At 74.5% G+C, this 21,477-nt stretch carries 16 protein-coding genes; 7 read left to right on the forward strand and 9 right to left on the reverse strand.

Going from position 1 to position 21,477, the window contains the following annotated elements:
* Positions 1-111 precede the first annotated feature (111 nt).
* The 6 genes from ACSTA4_RS29005 to rfbH all read right to left on the reverse strand — a co-directional run bounded on the left by ACSTA4_RS29005 (position 112) and on the right by rfbH (position 11,076).
* The gene (locus ACSTA4_RS29005) at positions 112-3,768 is read right to left on the reverse strand and encodes an ABC transporter ATP-binding protein (protein WP_444961845.1); all 3,657 of its coding nucleotides are present in this window, start codon (positions 3,766-3,768) and stop codon (positions 112-114) included.
* Complete coding sequence (locus ACSTA4_RS29010; RefSeq protein ID WP_444961846.1) at positions 3,768-4,925, reverse strand: lanthionine synthetase C family protein; 1,158 nt, start codon at positions 4,923-4,925, stop codon at positions 3,768-3,770. The genes ACSTA4_RS29005 and ACSTA4_RS29010 overlap by 1 nt, the downstream gene beginning before the upstream one ends.
* Positions 4,922-7,885: a thiopeptide-type bacteriocin biosynthesis protein gene (locus ACSTA4_RS29015; protein WP_444961847.1), complete on the reverse strand. Its 2,964-nt coding sequence runs from the start codon at positions 7,883-7,885 to the stop codon at positions 4,922-4,924. Before ACSTA4_RS29015 ends, ACSTA4_RS29010 begins: the two co-directional genes overlap by 4 nt.
* Positions 7,882-8,910, reverse strand: a complete 1,029-nt coding sequence (locus tag ACSTA4_RS29020; protein ID WP_444961848.1) for an LLM class flavin-dependent oxidoreductase — start codon at positions 8,908-8,910, stop codon at positions 7,882-7,884. Before ACSTA4_RS29020 ends, ACSTA4_RS29015 begins: the two co-directional genes overlap by 4 nt.
* 213 nt (positions 8,911-9,123) lie before the next feature.
* The gene (locus tag ACSTA4_RS29025; protein ID WP_444961849.1) at positions 9,124-9,303 is read right to left on the reverse strand and encodes a hypothetical protein; all 180 of its coding nucleotides are present in this window, start codon (positions 9,301-9,303) and stop codon (positions 9,124-9,126) included.
* A gap of 450 nt (positions 9,304-9,753) precedes the next feature.
* Entirely contained in the window at positions 9,754-11,076 is a 1,323-nt protein-coding gene (rfbH, locus tag ACSTA4_RS29030; RefSeq protein ID WP_444961850.1) for a lipopolysaccharide biosynthesis protein RfbH, read from the reverse strand.
* A gap of 290 nt (positions 11,077-11,366) precedes the next feature.
* Here rfbH and ACSTA4_RS29035 point away from each other — a divergent pair, with 290 nt between their 5' ends.
* A complete protein-coding gene (locus ACSTA4_RS29035; protein ID WP_444961851.1) occupies positions 11,367-12,362 on the forward strand; it encodes a Gfo/Idh/MocA family protein in 996 nt (331 codons plus the stop codon).
* Between the two features lie 18 nt (positions 12,363-12,380).
* Here the strand turns inward: ACSTA4_RS29035 and ACSTA4_RS29040 are convergent, their stop codons facing one another.
* A complete protein-coding gene (locus tag ACSTA4_RS29040) occupies positions 12,381-13,634 on the reverse strand; it encodes an activator-dependent family glycosyltransferase (RefSeq protein ID WP_444961852.1) in 1,254 nt (417 codons plus the stop codon).
* 204 nt (positions 13,635-13,838) lie between these two features.
* Between ACSTA4_RS29040 and ACSTA4_RS29045 the strand changes: the two genes are divergently transcribed.
* From ACSTA4_RS29045 to ACSTA4_RS29060, 4 genes are all read left to right on the forward strand, one after another.
* A complete protein-coding gene (locus ACSTA4_RS29045; protein WP_444961853.1) occupies positions 13,839-15,113 on the forward strand; it encodes an activator-dependent family glycosyltransferase in 1,275 nt (424 codons plus the stop codon).
* Between the two features lie 190 nt (positions 15,114-15,303).
* On the forward strand, positions 15,304-16,239 hold the full coding sequence (locus ACSTA4_RS29050) for an ABC transporter ATP-binding protein (protein ID WP_249352076.1): 936 nt from the start codon (positions 15,304-15,306) through the stop codon (positions 16,237-16,239).
* 2 nt (positions 16,240-16,241) lie between these two features.
* Positions 16,242-17,435: an ABC transporter permease gene (locus ACSTA4_RS29055; protein ID WP_444961854.1), complete on the forward strand. Its 1,194-nt coding sequence runs from the start codon at positions 16,242-16,244 to the stop codon at positions 17,433-17,435.
* Complete coding sequence (locus ACSTA4_RS29060) at positions 17,432-18,583, forward strand: ABC transporter permease (protein WP_444961855.1); 1,152 nt, start codon at positions 17,432-17,434, stop codon at positions 18,581-18,583. Before ACSTA4_RS29055 ends, ACSTA4_RS29060 begins: the two co-directional genes overlap by 4 nt.
* A gap of 106 nt (positions 18,584-18,689) precedes the next feature.
* Here ACSTA4_RS29060 and ACSTA4_RS29065 read toward each other — a convergent pair whose 3' ends face one another.
* The gene (locus ACSTA4_RS29065; RefSeq protein ID WP_013155697.1) at positions 18,690-18,794 is read right to left on the reverse strand and encodes a hypothetical protein; all 105 of its coding nucleotides are present in this window, start codon (positions 18,792-18,794) and stop codon (positions 18,690-18,692) included.
* A 571-nt stretch (positions 18,795-19,365) separates the two neighbouring features.
* Between ACSTA4_RS29065 and ACSTA4_RS29070 the strand changes: the two genes are divergently transcribed.
* Positions 19,366-19,797, forward strand: coding sequence for a hypothetical protein (locus ACSTA4_RS29070; RefSeq protein ID WP_444961856.1), 432 nt, complete (start codon positions 19,366-19,368; stop codon positions 19,795-19,797).
* Between the two features lie 40 nt (positions 19,798-19,837).
* Positions 19,838-20,122 carry a hypothetical protein gene (locus tag ACSTA4_RS29075; protein ID WP_013155699.1) on the forward strand — a complete coding sequence of 95 codons (285 nt, stop codon included), beginning with the start codon at positions 19,838-19,840 and terminating at the stop codon, positions 20,120-20,122.
* 52 nt (positions 20,123-20,174) lie between these two features.
* Here the strand turns inward: ACSTA4_RS29075 and ACSTA4_RS29080 are convergent, their stop codons facing one another.
* Complete coding sequence (locus ACSTA4_RS29080) at positions 20,175-21,461, reverse strand: activator-dependent family glycosyltransferase (protein ID WP_444961857.1); 1,287 nt, start codon at positions 21,459-21,461, stop codon at positions 20,175-20,177.
* Positions 21,462-21,477 lie beyond the last annotated feature (16 nt).

A 21,477-nucleotide genomic window follows, 5' to 3' on the forward strand; every position in this document is an offset into this window, starting at 1 on the left:
CCCACAGCGTCGCCAGGTGGCGGGGTCCACGCCGGTCGGGGCCCGGGAGCCGTACCCGCCGGTGACACCACGGGGTGACGGGGCGCCGGCGCTGGTCGGGGCCGCCCGGCCTCAGACCGGCACCGGCCCCGCCCCGCTGCTCCGCCACAGTCGGGCGTAGGCGCCACCCGAGGCCGACAGCTCCCCGTGCGTGCCCGTCTCGACCACCCGGCCGCCGTCGAGCACCGCGATCCGGTCCGCGCGGGCGGCCGTCGCCAGGCTGTGGGTGACCACGAAGGTCGTCCTCCCCCGGGACAGGCGGTCCATCGCCGTCAGCACGGCGCGCTCGGTGCCCGGGTCCAGCCCCGCGGAGGGCTCGTCCAGCAGCAGCACGTCGGGGTCCACCAGCTGCGCCCGTGCCAGCGCGACGAGCTGGCGCTGTCCGGTGGACAGGCCGCGCCCGCGCTCGCCGACCGGGTGGCGCATCCCCCGGGGCAGGGCCGCAACGGCGTCCAGGGCGCCGACCGCGCGCACGGCCTCCTCCGCCTCGCGGTCGTCGGCCCCGGGGCGTCCGTAGCGCACGTTGTCGGCGACGGTCCCGGTGAACAGGTGGGGCTCCTGGGGGACCACGCCGAGTCTGCGCCGGTGCTCGGCCGGGTCGAGGTCGCGCACGTCCGTCCCGTCCACCAGGACCGCTCCCCGGTCGGGATCGTGGAAGCGGGCGATGAGCCTGACCACGGTGGACTTCCCGGCGCCGGTCTCGCCGACCAGCGCCACGGTCTCGCCCGGGTCGGCGGACAGGGTGACGTCGGCCAGGGCGGGCCCGCCCGCGCCGGGGTAGGTGAAGCCGACCCCCTCCAGGCGCACCCGGCCGCCGCCCCGCCGGACCGGTGCGGGGACCGCCCGCCGGGAGGCCGCGGCGGTGGGCGGTGTGCGCAGCAGTCCGCCGATGCGGTCCACGCCCACGCGCGCCTGCTGGTAGCTGTCGAAGACCACCGACAGCTGCTGGAACGGGGCGTAGAACATCCCCAGGTAGAGCAGGAACGCGGTCAGGACGCCCACCGACAGGGTGCCCTCCGCCACCCGGTACGCGCCCGCCCCGAGGACGGCGGCGGTGGACACGTCCCCGAGCAGGGTGACGAACGGGAAGTACAGGGCGATGTGGCGCTGGGCGGTCAGCCGGGTCCTGCGGTAGCGGTCGGACAGGGCGGCGAAGCGCTCGCTCGCGCCGTCCTCGGCCCCGGCCGCCTGGGACTCGCGCGCCCCCGCCACCTGTTCCTGGAGGTCGGCGTTGACCTCCCCGATCCGTTCCCGGGACAGGTGGTAGGCCAGCGACACGCAGCGGCGGAAGTACAGGGTCGCGGCGAGCAGCACCGGCAGGACCGCCAGGGCGACCAGGGCCAGGCCCGGGTCCAGCACCAGCATCGCCACGACCATCCCCAGCACGGTGGCGCCGTTGACCACGACGATGGTCAGCCCGCTCTCCACGAACGTGGACAGCGCGGTGACGTCGGTGGTCATGCGGGTCATGGTCCCGCCGCCGCGCTCGCGCTCGTGGAAGTCCACGCCGAGCCGGTGCAGGTGCCGGAAGACGCGCAGGCGCAGGGCGTACAGGGCGCTCTCCCCGGTCCGGGTGACCACGCGGGGCTGGAGGGCCAGGACCCACCAGTTGACCGCCACCAGGGCCAGGGCCGCCGCGCCCACGGCCGCGACAACGCCCGCGTCGCCGGGGGCGACGCCCCGGTCCAGGCCCCAGCGCAGCACCACGGGCAGGGCGGTGGTGGCCAAAGCGTCGGCCAGGACCAGCACGACGGCGAGCGCCAGCAGGGCCCGGACGGGGGCCAGCACCCGGCGGACGCCGAAGCGCGCTCCGGGCTCCTCCGGCGGCGTGCGGTCCAGGCGCCCGGCGGGGCGGTCGTCGGCGGCGGGCAGCGCGGCCTCGTCGGGGTCGGCGGCCTCCGGCACGGGTTCGGGCCACAGGGGGGAACCGCCGCCCTCGGGGGCCGGGGCAGGTTCCTCGACGCCGCCCCCGTCCCCGGCGCACAGCCGCACGAAGAGCGGGCAGCGCCGGGTCAGTTCCGCCTCGGTGCCCACGTCCACCACCCGGCCGCCGTCGAGCACCGCGATCCGGTCGGCGAGGGCGAGGGTGGACCTGCGGTGGGCCACGAGCAGGACGGTGCGGTCGGCGGTGACGTCGGCGAGCGTGGCGACCATGGCGGCCTCGGTGGCGGCGTCCACGGCCGAGGTGGCGTCGTCCAGCACCAGGACTCGGGGATCGCCCAGGAGCGTGCGGGCCAGGGCCACGCGCTGGCGCTGGCCGCCGGACAGGGTCAGGCCGCGCTCGCCCACGGGGGTGTCGTAGCCGTCGGGGAGCGCGCGGACGAAGCCGTCGGCCCCGGCGGCGCGGGCCGCCGCGCGGACCTGCTCGCGGGTGGCGTGCGGGCGTCCGTACGCGATGTTGTCGGCCACGGAGCCGGAGAACAGGAACGGTTCCTCGAAGGCCACGCCGACCGCGGCGCGCAGCGAGCGCAGGCGCAGCGAGCGCACGTCCACCGCGCCGCCGGGAGGGCCTATCCGCACGGCGCCGCCGGTGGTGTCGTAGAAGCGGGGCAGCAGCAGCGAGACGGTGGACTTGCCCGACCCGGCGGGGCCGACCAGCGCCAGGGTCTCGCCGGGGCGCACGCGCAGGGACAGCCCGTCGAGCACGGTGGAGTCGCGGGTGTAGCCGAAGCGCACGCCGTCCAGCTCCACGCCGACCGGTCCCTCGGGCACGTCGGCGGCGTCGGGCGCGTCGGTGACGTCGGGGCGGGAGTCGGCGAGGTCGAACACGCGCAGGGCCGCGGGCCGCACGAGCTGGGCGCTCATGACCAGGTTGGACAGGGACGCCGACGGCGCGGTGAGGGTGACCATGTACCCCGAGAAGGCGACGAGGGCGCCCAGGGACACCTCGCCGCGCGCGACCAGCCACGCGCCCACCACCAGCACCGCGGCCTGGCCGAGGTAGGGCAGTACGCCGAGGGTGGCGCTGGGGGCCGCCTGCATACGGGCCACCCGCATGCGCTCGCCGAACAGGCGGGCGGCGAGGTCGGCCAGGCGCCGGGTCTCGCGCTCCTCCTGACCGAAGGCCTTGACGACGCGGACGCCGGTCACGGTCTCCTCGACGTGCTGGGCGATCTCGGCGGCGCGGCGCTGCACGGCCATGGTCGCGGGCGGCATGCGCCTGCTGACCCGCGCCGTCACCACGACGAAGGAGGCCACGACGGCCGCGGCCACGACGGTGAGCACGGGGGAGAGCCACAGCATCGCGGAGAAGGCGAACACGATGAGCACGAGTCCGCCCAGGGCCTGTGGCGCGGTGGCCAGCAGCCCCTGGACCAGTTGCAGGTCGGTGTTGGCGCGCGACATCACCTGGCCGGTGCGCAGGGTGTCCTGTTTGCCGCCGTCGAGCCGCTGGACCGAGTCGAACACGGCCGTGCGCAGGTCGTGCTGGACGCCCAGGGCGAGCTTGCCGGACAGGAACTGGCGGGCGAACGCCCCGGCGAACTGGAGCGCGGCGGCCCCCAGCAGGGCGAGGGCGAGCACGCCGATCCGGTCCGTGCGCCCCTGGACCGCGTCGTCCACGGCGATCTGGGCGGCCAGCGGCGCCAGCGCGGTCAGCCCGGTCCCCAGGACGGCCGCCGCGGCCACCCCCGCGGCCAGCGCCGGGTGGCGGCGGCAGGCGGACAGCAGCCGCCGGACCCAGTGGCGGCCCCGGTCGGCGGGCGCTTCGGTCGGCGGGGAGCCGGGCATCAGACCTCCGGTGTGACGGGGTGCGCCAGGACGAGCTGCTCCCACGCGGGCCGCGCCCCGGTGGCCGCGTACAGCAGTGCCAGGGCCACGCCCGCGTCCCCTTCGAGGAAGGAGGCGTCGCGGATCATCCCGGCGGGGTTGAAGTAGGTCAGCGGGCCCTCGGCGCGCCGCTCGGCGAGCCAGCCGGTCCAGCGCCGGACGCACTCCAGCCCCTCGGGAAGGCCGTGGTCGTCGTGGGCGCGGCGGCCGAACCAGACCAGTCCGGCGGCGCCGTGGCACACGCACCCGTCCGTGATCCCGCAGTCCCGCTCGGGCCGGGTGGCGACCGCCAGGGCGGTGGCGCGGGCCAGGTCGGCGTCGCGCGGGTCCCCGGTGACCCCGGCGGCCGCGGTCAGGGCCAGGGCGATGCCGGGGTCCCCCGAGCACCAGGTGGCGCGGGCGGGCGTGTAGCGCGTCTCGACGCGGTGCGGGAAGACGGCGTGGGAGAAGTCGCCGCGCTGGGCGCGCAGCCAGCGCACGGAGTCGTCGAGCAGCGGGCGTGCGCGCGGGGCGGCGGCCGTCCCGGCGGCCGAGGCGAGGTAGGACACCAGTCCGGCGGTGCCGTGGGCGGCGCCGAGCACCCGGCAGCCCGCGGACTGGTCGGCGCGGCGCGCCGGTGAGTCGCCCAGGCGCAGGAACAGGCCGTCGCCGTCGCGTTCGGCGCGCTCCTCGACCACGTCCAGGACGCCGGAGGTGGCCTTGTCGCGGAACCCGGCGTCGGGGTGGGCCAGGGCGTAGGCGCCCAGGCCCAGCACGCCCATGGGCAGGTCGACCTCGCCCTCGGCGGGGTAGTCGGCGATCCACCGCAGGACGGCGTCGTCCACGGCGCCCAGTCCGGACGGCTCTGTGCCGCGTTCCCGGGCGAGCCGGAGCGCGGTCCACCCGGCCTGGGCGGCGCCCCGGTAGAGCCAGGGGCCGGTGCCGCCGCCGGAGCGCAGCAGGCCCATCGCCCCGTGGAAGGCGTCCTCCGCGCGGTGGTCCTCGCCGAGGGCGCGGGCGAACTCCATCCGGGCCACGGCCTGGTCCAGCAGCAGCGGGAAGGTGGGGTTCTCGCGCACATGGGCGTCCATGTCGGCCAGGAACCGTCGCGCCAGGTCCAGCGTGTCAGCGTCGTTCATCGCTTCTTGCCCTCCAGTGCGTGCAGGCGGCGCAGGTGGCGCCGGGCGAGTTCGTGCGCCAGGTACTCCATGCGCACCGCGTCGAAGGCGAAGGTCCGGTTCAGGTGCAGGTGCAGCGCCGACCCGAACACCGACCACCGGCCGCGGGTCCCGGTGCCGGGCTCCAGGGCGGCGGCCAGGGCGCCCAGGGCCTTGGCCACGTCCTCGTCGGGGCGGACCTCCTCCACGTGGGCGCGCAGGGCGGAATCGTGCGCGCGGGCGAACTTGCCGAGGCGGTTGCCCTCGCGGGTGGGGGCCACGTCCAGGCCGCCCTGGCACGCGCGCAGGAACTCGTCGCGCTCGTCGAAGGCGGCGAACAGTTCGGTGCACCAGTGGGTGACGTCGGCGACCGCCCGGTAGAGGCGGGCGGACTCGTCGGCCAGGTCCGGCAGCGCGGCGGCGACGCGGTCGCTGGAGGCGGTGAACAGCCCCTCGGCCGCCCGCAGGCCCTCGGTGCCGCCGTAGCGCGCCACCTCGGGCACGTACTCGTCCAGGGCGACCCTGCTGACCAGCCCTTCGGCGGCCAGCCGGGCTCCGAGGGCGTCCACGGCGGTGAGCACGTCGGGCCGCGCGGCGGGTTCGGCCGGGCGGACGCGCACCCGCACGTGGTAGCCGTCCCCGTCCTGGTAGCGGAGGAAGAACCACTGGTCGGCCCGCCCGGCGGCGCGCAGGTCCGTGGAGAGCCGGTGGACGCGCGACACCACCTGGTCGGCGGTGGCGTGCCCGCAGTACAGGCGCGCGTAGATCCAGGCCCGGCCGTGGCCGCGGTCCAGGAGGGCCGTGCCCGCGCCGGTGCCGGGCGGCTTGCGCAGGACGGGTCCGGTGGGCACGACCACCTCGGCGACGTGGCCCCCGCCGGGGCCGCGCACGGCGGGCGCCTCGGCCTGGGGCATCTCCACGAAGGCGGTGTCGCGGTCTCCGGCGCGCGCCAGGGCGGCGCGCACCGAGGCGTCCTCGCGCAGGTCCACGGGGAGCACGTGGTCGTACTCGCCGGTGCCCACCCAGGTGCGCCCGCCCAGGCCGGGCAGGCGGTCGCGCAGCGCGGCGGCCGGGGAGGGCGCGGACAGGACCGCGGCGACGTCCCCGGGGCGCAGCAGCCAGCGCTCGGGGGTGACCACGACCCGGCCGCAGGTGACGCGCGGCAGGTGGGGCAGACGGGCCAGCGGGCCCCATGACCAGCCCGCTCCCCCGGACGTGGCCAGGTGGCCCAGCACCGCGTAGACCGGGTCCAGGCCGTGGAAGTCGACGTTGTGGGCGGTGTTGAGCTCCACGAGGACGGGTCGGCCGGTGCGTGAGTCGCGCAGCCGGAATCCGTCCGGGCACAGGCGCAGGAGCAGCCGGTCAAGGTGCAGGGTGCCCGCGTGGGCTCCGGTCAGGGCGATGGTCTCGTCCAGCACGCGGGGGCGCACCAGGACGTTGCCGATGCGTCCGCCCGGGTGGTAGACGAGTTCGGCGTGGAGGGGCTCCTCCGCCGCGTCCTCGGCGCGGTGCCGCTCGCGGGCGCGGTCCACCTGCTCCCGGACGCGGTCGGCCACGGCGGGGCGGTGGAGGCCGAACCGGGCCGCCAGGGCGTGGGGGGCGCGGCCGACCCCGCCGACGAGCATGCTGTGCGGTCCGTCGTGGGAGGCCGGGTCGGCGTCGCCGAGCAGGACGGCCAGCAGCGCGCGGGAGCCGTCGGTGTCGGCCTCGGGCAGGTGGGCGATGTCCACGGAGCCGCCGTCGAGGTGGCCGCCGTCGGCGGTCCAGCGTCCGAGCAGGTCGAGCAGCTCGGGTTTGACGGTGGGTTCGGCGGGGCGGGAACCGGTGCGCAGGCCCGCCCTCGCGGCGAGTTCGGAGGCGCCGCGCTGAGCGGGCCGCAGCACGCCCGACTCCAGGTCCAGCGCGCTCAGCAGCGGCACCTCGGCGTCCTCGAAGCGCTGGGCGAAGGCGGCGCGGAAGGAGGCCATGTCGAAGCCGGGGCCGCCGCCGGGGGAGGAGAGGGCGGCGAGGCGGCGCACGGCGGAGCTCAGGTCGGCGACGGTGCGCCGGTCCAGGCTGGCGGCGCGCATGGCGAGTTCGGGGTGCAGGTCGAAGCGTTCGGCGTACTTGGTCCGGGCCAGGGCGGGCGCGTGGTCGGCGGCGCGGTCCCAGGCGGTGTCGAGCCGGTCGCGCAGCCCCGGCTCGAAGGGGCGCTCCCCGGCGGCGTCGGCCCGCAGGACGCGCACGGCGGCGGCCCGGTCGCGGTCGCCGACGGCGTCCAGGAGGCGCACGGCCCGGTCGGCGGGCTCGTCGCCGGGGGCGATCAGGCCGTCGGAGGGCTGGAGCAGGCCCCTGTCCCGCAGGCCGCGCACGAAGGCGCGCAGGCGGTCGGGCTCCACGCCGGGCAGCCGCTCGGCGAGCGCGTCGGCGAGGTCGGCGGCGCTCGTCTCGGCGCCGCCGAGGAGCTCCAGGGCGGTGTCGATGGCCTCGGTGCGCCGCACGCTCACCACGGCCGCGGTGGCGTCGCCCGGAGCGGCGAAGCGCACGGCGGAGGGGCCGACGCGGGCCAGGGGGTTGAGGCGCAGGGGGACGCGGTCGGGGTCGGCGGCGGCGAGGGCGTCGGCGACCGTCTCCTCCAGGGCGCGCACGTCCACGCGCACCCGCACGCGGTGCCGGTCGCGCCGGTCGGCCTCCAGGTCGCGGCGGTCCCCGACCGTCAGCGGCGCGGTTCCGGCGAACAGTCCGTAGGGGGTGGCGCGCCCGCCCATGCGCGCGAGGTAGCGCAGCAGGGTGGCGCGGGCGCGCTCCTCGGAGGCGGACGCGGTGCGCAGGTGGGGGTCCGCGGCCAGGTCGACGGCCATGGCGGCGACGGGGTCGTGGACGTCGCCCGCGGCGACCATGCGGGCGGACTCCTCGACGCTGAGCAGGGGTACGCGGACCAGGCCGAAGTCCGACTCGCTCACCGGGCACCGCTTCCCGTAGCGGCGGCCTCGGCGGGAAGGGGCCCGTCGGCGGGCGCCGGGTGGCCGGTGGGTGCGGTGGTACCGCCGGAGGCGGCGCCGCCGGGAAGGGCCGCGGCCTCGACGGGGGAGGCCGCGCGGCGGCGCACGGCGGCGAAGACCTCCTCCAGGGCGCGCAGGTGGTCCTCGGGGTCGCTGGACAGCTCGGTGACGACCGCCTCGTCGGCGCCGGTGATGGCCAGGACGCGGTGCACGGCTTCGGCGCACTGGTCGGCCGTGCCCGCGCAGTTGACCCGCACGCCCTGGCGCAGGCTGTCGGCGCGCGCCGTGGCGGGGTCGTCGTTGGCGACCAGGGCCAGGGCCACGGCCGTGCGTCCGCCGGGGCGGGCCGCCCGGTAGGCCCTGAGCGTGCTGACGCAGGCGTCCACGTCGGTGTTGAAGAACAGGGCGTGGCAGTAGTGGGTGCCGGTCCTGGCCGCGATCTCGGCGGAGCGGTTCCCGGCGCCGTGCGACCAGAGCTGGAACCCGGTGTCCACCGGATCGACCCACTCCGAGCCCCCGCGCAGGAGGGCGACGGTCGCGTCGATGACGGCGCCCACGTCCTGGCCGCGCTCGCGCAGGTGGGCCAGGTCCTCGGCCGCTCCCCCGCTCACGTCGCCCCGACCGAACCCGACGTCGAGGCGGTCGGGGCAGAAGTGCGCGGCGGCGGCGACGTCCTCGGCGGTCAGGTGGGGGTCGCGGACCCTGGACAGCGTGACGGCGGTGCCCACGCGCACGCGCCGGGTGTGGCTGCCCAGGACGGCGGCCAGCAGCAGCGGGTTGGTGCTGGGCACGCCGGAGGCGTGGTGCTCGGGCAGCCAGACGCGGCTGTAGCCCAGCCGCTCGGCGAGCAGGGCCGAGGCGAAGGCGGTGTCGCGCTTGTCCCGGACGGGTCGGCCCTCGGTCAGGTCGAGGTACTCCAGCAGGCCCAGCGGCGGCGCGGCGTCCGGCGGCGTCTCCTTGCGGTCCTGCGCTGTGTCGTCGTGCATGGGGGCTGCCTCCTCGGCCGGGTCCGCGCCCGCGGAGCCGCGCTCGCGGAAGGGACGGAGAACACCTGTGGATGTGCCGCGGGGCGGCGGTCGCCGAGCGGCCGCCGCCCCGGGCTGGTCGTGCCGGGCCGCGGTGGTTCAGGGACGGGGTCCCACCGTCACGGACGGCCGAGTGCCGTCCACGGCCTCTGTGGGGACTACGGGTCCGATCCCCTAGCAGGAGACGGTGTTGGCGCTCGGGCAGGGGGTGCCCCAGCAGGTGGTGCCGAAGGTGATCGGACCGGGGACCTCGGCGCCGCTGTTCTCGACGGACTGGCCCGAGCCCGGGGTCTCGAAGGTCTCGGCGTCGACGTCGAGGTTGATCTCGGGGCGGTTGCTGGCGGAAACGGCCATGGGAATGCCTTTCTCGAAACACGGCGACCGTTTTGTCGGTAACGCCTGTTGTGAAATACACATTAGGCTCCGGCCGCGCCGCGGTCTTCATTCACGCGGACCATTTTCCCCTCCTCCTTCGGGACGGGGCCGCAGCCTTCCGCGGGACGGCCCCCCCGTCCCCGGGAGCGGGGGTCGTGCAAAGGAGGCCCCCACCCGAAGGAGGGCCGCGAATGCCCGCGATCCGGGAAACGGACCCGCTTCCACCTGCGTTTATTCCTGACCCACCCGACACGGCGGCTGCGGCGCCGTCGCCCGTGGCCGGAGCCGCGCCGCCCCGTGTCTCCGCCCCGGGGAGGAGACGCGTCGGCCTGGGACGGAAACCCCGGATAACAGCAGAAAGCCGTAAAAATAACCCGGAAAAGGGAAAACCCCGACCGCCGAGACGGCGGCCGAGGACCGGAAACCGCGTCAGAGGACGCCCTTGTGCCGTTCCTTGACGAACTCGGTGATCGAGGAGACCACGTAGTCGATCATCTCGTCCGTGAGCCCGGGGTAGACCCCGGTCCAGAAGGTCCGCTCCGTGGCGATGTCGCTGTTCTCCAGATCTCCGGACACGCGGTGCGGCCGGTCCAGGTAGGCGGGGTGCCGGGTCAGGTTGCCCGCGAAGAGCAGGCGGGTGCCGATCCGCCGGGACTCCAGGAAGTGGACCAGCTCGGCCCGGTCGAACGGGGCCCCGGGGTCCACGGTGACCACGAAGCCGAACCAGCTCGGATCGCTGTTGGGCGTGGCCTCCGGCAGGATCAGGCCCGGAAGCCCGTCCAGGCCCTCCCTCATCCGGCGCCAGTTGCGGCGCCGGGCCTCGCCGAAGGAGTCGAGCTTGTCGAGCTGGCTCAGCCCGAGCGCCGCCTGGAGGTCGGTCGCCTTCAGGTTGTAGCCCACGTGGGAGAACGTGTACTTGTGGTCGTAGCCGGGGGGCAGCGTCCCGAGCTGGTAGCTGAAGCGCTTGCGGCAGGTGTCGCTCTCACCGGGCTCGCACCAGCAGTCCCGTCCCCAGTCGCGCATGGACTCCACCACGCGGGCCAGCATGAGGTTGGACGTGAGCACGCAGCCGCCCTCGCCCATGGTGAGGTGGTGCGCCGGGTAGAAGCTGACCGTCGACAGGTCGCCGAAGGAGCCCGTCACCCGCCCGTCGTGGAGGGAGCCCACGGCGTCGCAGTTGTCCTCGATCAGGAACAGGTCGCGCTCCTCGGCCAGGCGCGCCATCTCCCGCGCCTCGAACGGGTTGCCCAGCGCGTGGGCGATCATGATCGCCCGGGTACGCGGGCCGATGGCCCGTTCCACCCTTTCGACCGTGGTGTTGTACGTGCGCAGCTCGATGTCCACGAACACGGGCACGAGCCCGTTCTGGAGGATCGGGTTGACGGTCGTCGGGAACCCGGCGGCGACCGTGACGACCTCGTCGCCGGGGCTCAGCCGCTGGTCCTCCAGCAGGTGCGAGGTCAGGGAGGACAGCGCGAGCAGGTTGGCCGAGGAGCCGGAGTTCGTGAGGTGGGCCTTGCGCCTGCCGAGCCTGCGGGCGAACGCGGACTCGAACCGGCGTGCGCTGGGGCCCGCCGCGATGCGCATGTCGAGGGCTGCCGCGACCAGGGCCACCCTGTCCTCCTCGTCCAGGACCGCCCCGGAGGGCCAGATCTCCGTCACACCCGGAACGAACTCGCGTTCGGTGCGGGTGGACCGGTGGTGGTCGCGGACCGCATCGAGAACCGCCGCCGCCTCGTCACTCGTCGCCATGCGTGGTACTTCCCTCCTGGGCTCGCGGCCCGGACGGGAGCGGACCCCTCCGACCGCTTCCGCGGACACCGGGCCCTCCCGGCCTCCGGGCCCGGGTGCAGCGCCGAAAGAATAGGGGAAGCGCCGCGCGGCACCACCCCCTTCGGGAGGGGGGAGCGGACCCGCTCCCGCTCCGGCGCGGGCGGCGGCGCCCCCGCCCGCCGCGGCTCTGGCAGTATGGCCGCGCCGAGTCCGTGGCCGGCTGCCGCCGCCACCGGTGCCTCGGCAGCGGTCGACACGAGGGAGGTCGTGTGTCCTCGACGCTCGGGGGTACGGGAGCGCCGGTACGGCTCGGACTGGTCGGCTGCGCCGACATCGCCTGGAGGCGCGTCCTGCCCGCCGTGGCGGTGACGCCCTCGGTGGAGCTCGTCGCCGTGGCCAGCCGCGACCCCGCCAAGGCGCAAGCGTTCGCCGAGCGCTTCGGCTGCGAGGCCGTCACCGGCTACGCCGACCTGCTCGCGCGCCCGGACCTGGACGCCGTGTACATGCCGCTCCCGGTGGGGCTGCGGCACGAATGGGTGGGCCGGGCCCTGGAGGCCGGGCTCCACGTCCTGTCCGAGAAGCCCCTGACCGTCGGCGAGCGGACCTCGGCCGAGCTGGTCGCCGAGGCCGGTCGGCGCGGCCTGACCGTCATGGAGAACTTCGCGTTCCGGCACCACTCCCAGCACCACGAGCTGAGGCGGCTGCTGGAGGGCGGCGCGGTGGGGCGCACGCGCGCGCTGATGTGCGAGTTCGGCGTGCCGGCGCGCGCGCCGGGGGACATCAGGCACGACCCGGCGCTGGGCGGCGGCGCGCTGCTCGACGTGGGCGTGTACCCGCTGGGCCTGGCGCAGTTCCTGTTGGGCGACGGCCTGCGCGTACGCGGCGGCTTCCTGGACCACGATCCGGACACGGGGGTGGACGCGCGGGGTTCGGTGCTGCTCTCGGGTCCGGGCGGGGTGGCGGTGCAGCTCGGGTTCGGCTTCGGGATGCACTACCGCAACACCTACACCGTCTGGGGGGAGAAGGGGAGCCTGCGGCTGGACCGGGCCTTCACACCGCCCGAGACGCTGCGCCCCACCCTGGAGCTGCGCACGGACGAGGGGACCGAGGACCTGTCCCTGGAGGCCGACCACCAGTTCCGCAACCTGTTGACGGCGTTCGCGGACGGCGTGCGGGGGCGGGCGGCCGTGGACACGGCGCCGGTCCTGGCCCTCGCCGGCCTGGTCGAACGCGTCCGCGAGGCCGCCGCCCACTCCCCGGTCTGAGCGCGTGCGCGCCGGACGTCAGCCCCCCGCCCGGCGGACGAGCGCGTCGGCGAGGTCGGACGGCGAGGGCATCGCGCGCATCTCGTCGCGCACGCGTGCGGTGCCCCGGGCCAGGGCGGGGTCCTCCAGAAGCCGGGAGACCGCCGTGCTGACGTCCCCGGCGGTCATGGTCCGGTGGGGGACGGAGACAGCCGCGTCCCGCGCGGCGAGCATGTCGGCGAGCATCGGATCGTCGAACCAGCTGGGGACGATGACCTGCGGCACGCCCGCGTCCAGTCCCGTGAGCACGGTCCCCCACCCCCCGTGGTCGACCATGGCGGCGCAGGTGGGTGCCAGGGCGTGCAGGGGGACGTACTCGACCAGGCGCGCGTTGCCGGGGACCGCGCCCAGCTTGGCCTGTTCGCTGGCGGGCAGGGTGGCCACGACCTCCACGTCCAGGTCGGCCAACCCCTCCAGGAGGTCCCGGAACACGTCCCCACCCCGGTCCTGACCCATGAGGGTGGTGCCCAGGGTGACGCAGACGCGGGGTCGGTCGGGGGGTGTGCGCAGCCAGCGGGGCACGACGGCGCGTCCGTTGTAGGGCACGTAGCGCACCGGCAGGTACTCCAGGTGCGCGGGCGTGTCCACCCGCAGGGACGCGGGGATTTGTTCGACGGTGGCCTGGCCGTGGACCAGGGTCTCGGAGAAGTCCACGCCGTGCCGGGCGGCCCGGGCCCCCAGCCACCCGGCCAGGGGGTCCTCTCTTTGGGAGTCGGGCTGCTCGCCCATCCGCGCCAGGAACCGCGCGCGGGTGCGGGCGAAGATGTCGGCCCCCCACAGGTAGCGCACGTGCGCGGCCCCGCAGGCCTCGGCGGCGATCGCCCCGGAGAAGCTCACCGAACCCCAGACCACCAGCTCGGGGCGCCACTCCCGGCAGAGGGCGACCAGGTCGTCGACCATGGGGTCGTTGACCATCCGCCACCACCACGGCACCACGCGGCGGTAGCCCTCCAGCAGGTACTCCCAGGGAACCCGTTCGTAGGGGTCGGTGACGCGGCCGAACAGCGGGACGTCGTCGAGGGTGTCGTGGAGGTCGAAGACCTTCATCGTGCGCCAGAAGGAGTGGTCCCTGCCGACGGCGGTGAAGGGCAGCCCCGCCCCCGCCGCGACGGGCTCCAGCGCGGGCTGGCTGGCCACCCGGACCTCGTGGCCCGCGGCGCGCAGCGCCCACGCCAACGGGACCATGCCGAGGAAGTGCGGCTTCTCCGCGGCCGCGGCCAAGAGCACACGCATGTCCGGTCCCCTCCTCGAAACGCGTCGGAAGACTAGGGGAGGACGCGTCGGCCCGTCCAACCCCGGTCGGCGCCGGACCGCGCACGCGCCGCCTCCGCCCCTCGCCCGGAGCTGGTAGACATGGCGCTTCCGCCGGAGCGGCCCCCGCTCCGCGCCCTCCACACCTCGGTGCCCCCACCGACCGACGACCCCAGGAGAGTGACCGTGCGCGTCGTCGTGGCGTCCCTCGCCGAGAAGACGAACTTCCTGAGCCTGGTGCCCCTGGCGTGGGCGCTGCGCGCCGCCGGGCACGAGGTGCGGGTGGCCAGCCAGCCCGCGCTGGAGCCCGTGGTGCGGGAGGCGGGCCTGCCCTTCGTCGCGGTGGGACGCGACCACGGGTTCTGGCGCCACCTCACCGCCCGGTCCTCCTTCGACGGGATGCGGGGAGGCGTCCCCCTCTTCTCCGTGTACGGCCGGGGCGGGCCGGAGGGCTCCTGGGAGGAGACCCTGGAGGAGTACCGGCAGGTCGTCACCTGGTGGTGGCGGATGGTCAACGACCCCATGGTCGACGACCTGGTCGCCCTCTGCCGGGAGTGGCGCCCCGACCTGGTCGTGTGGGAACCCATCACCTTCTCGGCGGCGATCGCCGCCGAGGCCTGCGGGGCCGCGCACGTGCGCTATCCCTGGGGCGCGGACGTGTTCGGCGCCGTACGCGCGCGTTTCCTGGCGCGGATGGGCGAACAGCCCGCCTCCGAGCGGCAGGACCCCCTGGCCGAATGGCTGGGGGCCCGAGCCGCCCGGCACGGCGTGGACTTCTCCGAGACCCTGGTCCACGGCCAGGCCACCATCGAACAAATCCCCGCGTCCCTGCGGGTGGACACGCCCCCACACCTGGACTACCTGCCCGTGCGCTACGTGCCCTACAACGGACGCGCCGTCGTACCCCACTGGCTGCGCACACCCCCCGACCGACCCCGCGTGGCCCTGTGCCTGGGCACCAGCACGGCGGCGTGGCTGGGCAGGTTCGGGGTGGACGTGGCCGCGGTCCTGGAGGGGTTGGCCGACCTGGACGCCGAGGTGGTGGCCACCCTGCCCGCAAGCGAACAGGCCAAGCTCGGCGCCGTTCCCGGCAACGCCCGCCTGGTCGAGTACGTCCCCCTGCACGCCCTGGCCCCCACCTGCACCGCCATGATCACCCACGGCGGGACGGGCACCGTCCTGACCGGTCTGGCCCACGGCGTCCCGCAGCTCGTCTCGCCCCGGCCCACCTTCGACGAACCCCTGCTGGCCTCGTCGGTCGCTGCCGAGGGCGCGGCGCTGGTCGTGGACCCCGACCGCCTGGACGCCGCCACCGTCACCGAGGGCGTACGCACCCTCCTGGAGGACCCCCGCCACTCCCGGGCCGCCCGCACCCTGAGCGAACGCATGGACGCCATGCCCACCCCAGCCGACCTCGCCCACACCCTCACCGCACGCCTGTCCGCATTCCGAAGCAAATGAAACCAGGCCGAAACGCCACATCGAAAACAACCGGAACATAAACGGACACTTTCTGTGGTTCACTGGCCCGGACCGCGGAACGCCACGGAGAAAAGGCGGCGCGGAAAGGGCGCGGCCGCGTCGGGGCGTAACGCGCGAAACAGCCGACCGACCGGCGGACCGCGAAGGCACAGAGGAGCGAGGAGGGCCCGTGCCCATCCTGGAAGTCCAAGGAGTGAGCAAGAGATATGGGAAGAACCTGGCGGTCGACGACGTCAGCTTCTTCATCGACGAGGGGGAGACCTACGGCCTGCTGGGACCCAACGGAGCGGGCAAGTCCACCACGATCGGCATGATCACCGGCATCCTGCGCCGGGACGCCGGGACGATCCTCGTGGACGGCGTCGAGCACAGCGTCACGAACAGGAAAAGCAAGTCCCTCATCGGGTTCGTCCCCCAGGAACTCGCCCTCTACCACGACCTCAGCGCACGCGACAATCTGCGTTTCTTCGCGCGCATGTACGGGCTCTCCTCATCGGAGGCGCGAAGCCGGACGGAGGAGGTCCTGGAAACAGTCGGCCTCTCCGAGCGCGCCGGTGAGGCCGTATCCAAATTCTCCGGAGGAATGGCCCGAAGGCTCAATATCGGCCTCGGACTGCTCAACAACCCGAGGCTCCTCATCCTCGACGAACCGACGGTCGGCGTGGACCCCCAGAGCCGCAACTCCATCCTGGAGAGCGTGGACGCCCTGACGCGGGGCGGCGTCTCCGTGCTCTACACGACGCACTACATGGAGGAGGCCGAACGCCTCTGCGACCGCGTCGGCATCATCGAGGGCGGTCGCATCCGCGCCGAGGGCACGCAACGCGAACTGGTCGCCCAGGTGGGCGAGGACGACACGGTCCTGGTCACCCTGGACTCCCCCGGCGAGAGGCTGCTCGACGCCCTGCGCGCGCTGGACCGCGTGGACGAGGCGACCTGCGAGGGGAACCGGATCAGGCTCCTGACGCCCGACGCCCGGGACGTCCTGCCCCGCGTCCTCGACACCCTGACGCGGGAGGGCGCCGGCATCAGGTCGGTCGAGGTCCAGGAGCCGGACCTGGAAGCCGTCTTCCTGCGCCTGACCGGGAAGGGACTCCGGGAGTAGCCATGGCGAACGGAACCAACGCCCTCTCCATGACCGCGGCCATCGTCGCCAAGGACGTGCGCCAGCGGCTGCGGGACGGCAGCCTGCTGGTCTTCGGGCTGCTCCTGCCGCTCGGGGTGGCCTTCTTCTTCAACATGCTGCTCGGCGACGGGACCTCCCAGGGGACGAGCTCGGAGTACGTGGTCGTCGACGGCGACTCCGGATCGCTCGGCGGGGGCTTCGTCGACGAGGCGCTGCGCCCCCTGGAGGACGACGGGGTGCTGGAACTGTCCGAGGCCGGTTCCGAGCGCGAGGCGCGCGAGGCGGTCGAGACGGGGGCCGCCGACGCGGCCTTCCTCATCCCCGAGGACTTCACCGAGTCGCTGGAGGCGGGCGAGGACGCGGTCCTCACCGTCGTCGGCGACGCCGACTCCCCCGTGGCCACCCACATCGCCCGGGAGATCGGCCGCGCCTACGCCACCGAGCACCACCGCATCCGCCTCGCGATCGCCACCGGCTTCGACTCCGAACCCGACCCGGCCGCCGCGGCGCGGCTCCTGGAGGAGGCGGAGACGGCGGCGCCGCCGCTGACGGTGGCCGAGGACGCGGACCTGGAGTGGCGGGAGCTGGGCACCGCCACCTACTACTCGGCCTCCATGGCGTTCTTCTTCGTCTTCTTCGCGGCGATGTTTAGCGTCACCAGCATCTTCGACGAGAAGGCGGGCGGGACCCTGGCGCGCCTCCTGGCCAGCCCGATCCCGCGAGGGGCGATCCTGGTCGCCAAGCTCTCCAGCGGACTGCTCATCGGCCTGGCGAACATGGCGGTCCTGGCCGTCGCGACGACCCTGTTCTTCGGTGCCGACTGGGGCGACCCGCTGGGCGCGGCGGCGCTGATCACCACGGGCGTGCTGGCCGTCATCGGGCTCACCGCCGCCGTGGCGAGCTTCGCGCGCAGCTCGGAACAGGCCGCCAACTGGCTCTCGGTCCTGGCGATGCTGCTCGGAGCGTTCGGTGGAGCGCTGTTCCCGATCTCGCAGCTCAACGCGCTGGCGGTCGTCAGCTACCTGACCCCCCACCGGTGGTTCCTGCTCGGCCTGGGCGAGCTCTCGGCGGGAGGCGTCGGCTCGGTCCTCCTGCCGTGCGCGGTCCTGCTCGCGCTCGGCCTCGTCGGCTCGACCGTCGCGCTGTTCCGTATGGGACGGATGGTGAACTCATGAAATCGCTGACCATCGGCGTCCTCAACGTACGCCGCGTCTTCCGCGACCGGACGAACATCTTCTTCGTCCTGCTGCTCCCCTTCCTGATGGTCTTCATGATGGGGCTGATGTACGGGGAGGGAAGGCCGGTCCTGGGCGTCGTCGCGCCCTCCGGCGGAGGACTCCCCGAGCGCCTCGTGGGCGCCCTGGAGGAGGACGAGCGCATCGACGTCCTGCGTCTGGACGAGACGGAGATGCGCGACCTGGTGGAGGCCGGGGACGTCCAGGCGGGCCTGGTGCTCCCGGACGACTACGGGGACCTGGTGCGCGACGGCGGGCAGGTTGAGCTGGAGCTCGTCACGCGCGGCAACGACTGGGCCGCCGCGGACGTGGGGACCTGGGTCCGCTCCGTGGTGGCGCAGGAGTCGGCGCTGCTGAGCACCGCCCGGGTCACGGAGGGCGTCCGCGACGACGGGTTCGAGGAGCGCCTGGCGGACGCGGAGGAGACCGAGGTGTCCGGCGTCCGGGTGGAGGTGGTCACCGCGGGTGAGGCGACGTTCCCCGAGGGGGTCTCCTCGCACAGCCTGGCGGCTCCCCCGCTGCTGCTGCTCTACACCTTCATCACGGCGCTGACGACGTCGCTGGGCATCGTCCAGGCCAGACGCTCGGGGGTCCTGCGGCGCTTGTACGCCTCCCCCACCTCAGCGGGGTCCATCGTCCTCGGCGAGGCGCTGGGCAGGTTCCTCATCGCCCTGACACAGGCCCTGCTGATCCTCTTCGGGTCGGCCCTGCTGTTCGGCGTCGCGTGGGGGAACCTGTTCGCCACCTCGCTGGTGGTGACCGCGTTCTGCCTGGTCAGCAGTGGCGCTTCCCTGCTGCTCGGCAGTCTGGCGAGGACCGAGGGCGGCGCGTTGGCGGCGGCGGTGGGCATCAGCCTCGGGGCGGGCGCGCTCGGCGGCACCATGCTCCCGCTGGAGTCCTTCGGCGACACCATGACCACCGTCGCGTTCCTGACCCCGCACGCCTGGGGCTACGACGCGTTCAGCGCGCTGGTCCGCGACCAGGCCTCAGTCGGAGACGTGCTCCCGCACGTGGGCGTGCTCCTCGGGTACGCCGCCGTCCTCCTGGCGCTGGGCGTCTGGCGCTTCCGCGCCGCGGTCACCAGGTAGGCGGGCCCCGGCGGGGTGCCGCGCCCGGCCGTGGCCGGACGCGGCACCCCTTCTCCGGGGGCGGCGGATCAGGCGGACCGGTCCGTCACCGCCCGGTGGGAGGGCGTCAGCTGCAGCTCACGAGGCTGGCACCGCTGTTGAGGAAGGCGCCCTCCTCGACGAGGGTCTCCGCCTCCAGGGACTGCAGGTCGAGAACGTCGCTCACGGCCATTTCTTCACCTTTCAGGAGAAAGGAATCCCGGGCTGCCCGAGGCATTCGACCCGGGCCCGCACCGCGATCCGACCCGGCTTTGTGCCAGGGTCGTCTCACGATAACAGCGCCCGCCCCGCCGCTTCCTTCCCATATCCGAGAGCCCCTTTCCCCGAGTCCGGGAAAATTGACGGCGGCCCCGCGGAGTGGAATGGCGGGCACACCTGGCGGGATGCGGCGGGAGCCGGGGCGGGGCGGCCCGGCGGCGGGGGCGGAAACGCCCGTACCTGCCAGAACGGAGCCCGCGAGGCGGCTAAGGTAACCGGAGCCGCCCCGCCTGTCCCGCTGGCGGGACAGGCGGCGGGAACCCCCGATACGCCCCCATTCCCTCCGTCCCCGTTTTCGGGAATCCTCCCCCTTCCGGCGCACGGCAGGAACGGAACGGCTGCGAACCGACAAAAAGTTGAGGCAGGAGAGCGTGCCAGAAAATATCGTGGAAACACGCAGAGTCAGGCTCCGACCGGTTGAGAACCTGGGCGCGGACGCCGCCGTACGCGCATTGGCGGAGGGGGGCGTCCCCGAATTCCCGGGAATGGACGACCTCGTCAGGCCGCTCCCCCGCGACGCCGCGGACGCGGCGGAGCAGTTCCTCGCCGTCGCCCCCTCCACCGGCGCCGTCCTGGGGTTCTGTTCGCTCTCGCGCCTGGACCGGGAGGAGCGGTGGGTCCAGGTGGACGTGGTCGTGGACGAGGGGACCAACGCCGTCGGCATCGCGTTGGAGGCCACGGTGCTGACCGTGGACCGCGCCTTCCGCGCGTGGCCGGTGGACGAGGTCCGCTTCTGGTCCGCCGGTGAGCGGGCCAACGGCCTGCGCGACCACCCGACCATGGTGACCGAGTCGGAGCCCCCGCGGCGGCCCCCGGGCCTGGAGTCCGCCTCCCACTTCGTCATCCAGCGCGAGCGCTGGGAACGCTACGGCGCCAAGTTCGTCCAGCGCCTCTCCCAGGGGCCCGACGCGGGCTGAGGACGCCACCCCACCACACCAGAGAAGAGGTTCGGCAACGATGGCCGCAGTAGACCAGAGCGAGATCCTGTCCCAGATCAAGGTCCAGGCGATGACCGTCCTGATGTTCACGTCGAACGAGCCGCAGTTCGACCTCCCCGAGCCCTCGCAGACGAGCGACCTGGACTCGTTCTCGATCGTGCAGCTCGTCCTGGCCCTGGAGGACGTCTACAACGTGTCCCTCCTGGAGGACATGTCGGAGTTCACCGGCAGCAGCTTCGAGGACCTGGCCGGGTTCGTGGCGGAGAGGATCCGGGAGCAGAAGGGGGCGCCCGACAGGGCGTGACCCCGGCGGGAACGCCGTGTCCGCTCCGGGAGCGGACACGGCGTTCCCGTCCTCAGGCGCGTCGGCCCTCGGCGGCCAGCTCCTCCAGCACCGGGACGAGCCCGGCCGGGCTGGTCATCCCGTGCGCCCTGTCGCGGAGCACGCGCGCGCCCTCGGCGAAGCGGGGCTCGTCGAGCAGGCGCCCGACCTGGAGGGCGACCTCCGCGCCCGTCATCTCGGCCCCCGTCAGCGTGAGGCCCGCCCCCAGCTCCGTGATCCGCTCGGCGAGCAGCGGTTCGTCGAAGACGTACTGGGCCATGGAGAACTCGGGGAGGACGAGCTGCGGGACGCCGTGAAACACCGCGGTGCAGAAGGTCCCGGCTCCCCCGTGGTGGACCACCGCGTCGCAGTGGGGCATGAGCGCGTGCAACGGCACGTGCTCCACCACCCGGACGTTGTCCGGCAGGGTTCCGGCCCGCGCGCTCTGCTCGGCGGACAGGGTGGCGACGACCTCCGCGTCCAGTCCGGCGACCGACTCCAGCAGCTCCGCGAGGGGCAGCCGGTAGCGGTCGTCGAACTTCTCCGGCACGGCCGAGCCGAGGGTCAGGCAGACCCGCCTGCGCCCGCCCGGGGAGCGCAGCCAGTCGGGCACCACCGCGGTCCCGTTGTAGGGCACGTAGCGCAGGGGGATGTGGCGCACGCCCTCCTCGGGGTCCAGGCGCACACCCGGCGGATAGGGGTCCAGGGTGGCCTGGCCCCGGACCAGGTCCTCGGAGAAGTCGGCGCCCACGCGCCGGGCGCTGCGCTCCAGCCAGTCGGCGAGGGGGTCCTCGCGGTCGGCGGCGGGCAGCGCGGCGGCGCGCTCCAGGAACCGGCGGCGGGTGCGGGAGAACACGTCCAGCCCCCACAGGACCCGGACGTGCGCCGCGCCCGAGGCCCGGGCCGCCACCGGCGCGGCGAAGGTGGTCGGCTCCCACAGGACCAGGTCGGGGCGCCACGAGCGGCAGAGGTCGGTGAGGTCGTCCAGCATGGGCGTGTTGACCGGATGCCACCACAGCCGGACGAACTCGCGGTAGCCGTCGAGCAGGTAGTCCCAGCCCAGCGCCTCCGGATCGCTCCTGGTCATGTCGAAGCCCCGGCTGTCGCCGAAGCCCAGGCCCTTCAACGTGGTCAGCAGCTGGTGGAAGAGGTGGTCCCGGCCCACCCGCACGGCGGGCAGCCCGGTGCGCGCGGCGACGGGGACCAGCGCGGGCTGGCTGGCCACCCGCACCTCGTGCCCGGCGGCGCGCAGCGCCCACGCCTGCGGGACGAGGCCCAGCAGGTGGGTCTTCTCCGCCTGGCTGACGACGAGCACGCGCATGTGCGGTACTTCCTCC

Source organism: Nocardiopsis sp. M1B1 (assembly GCF_052466615.1).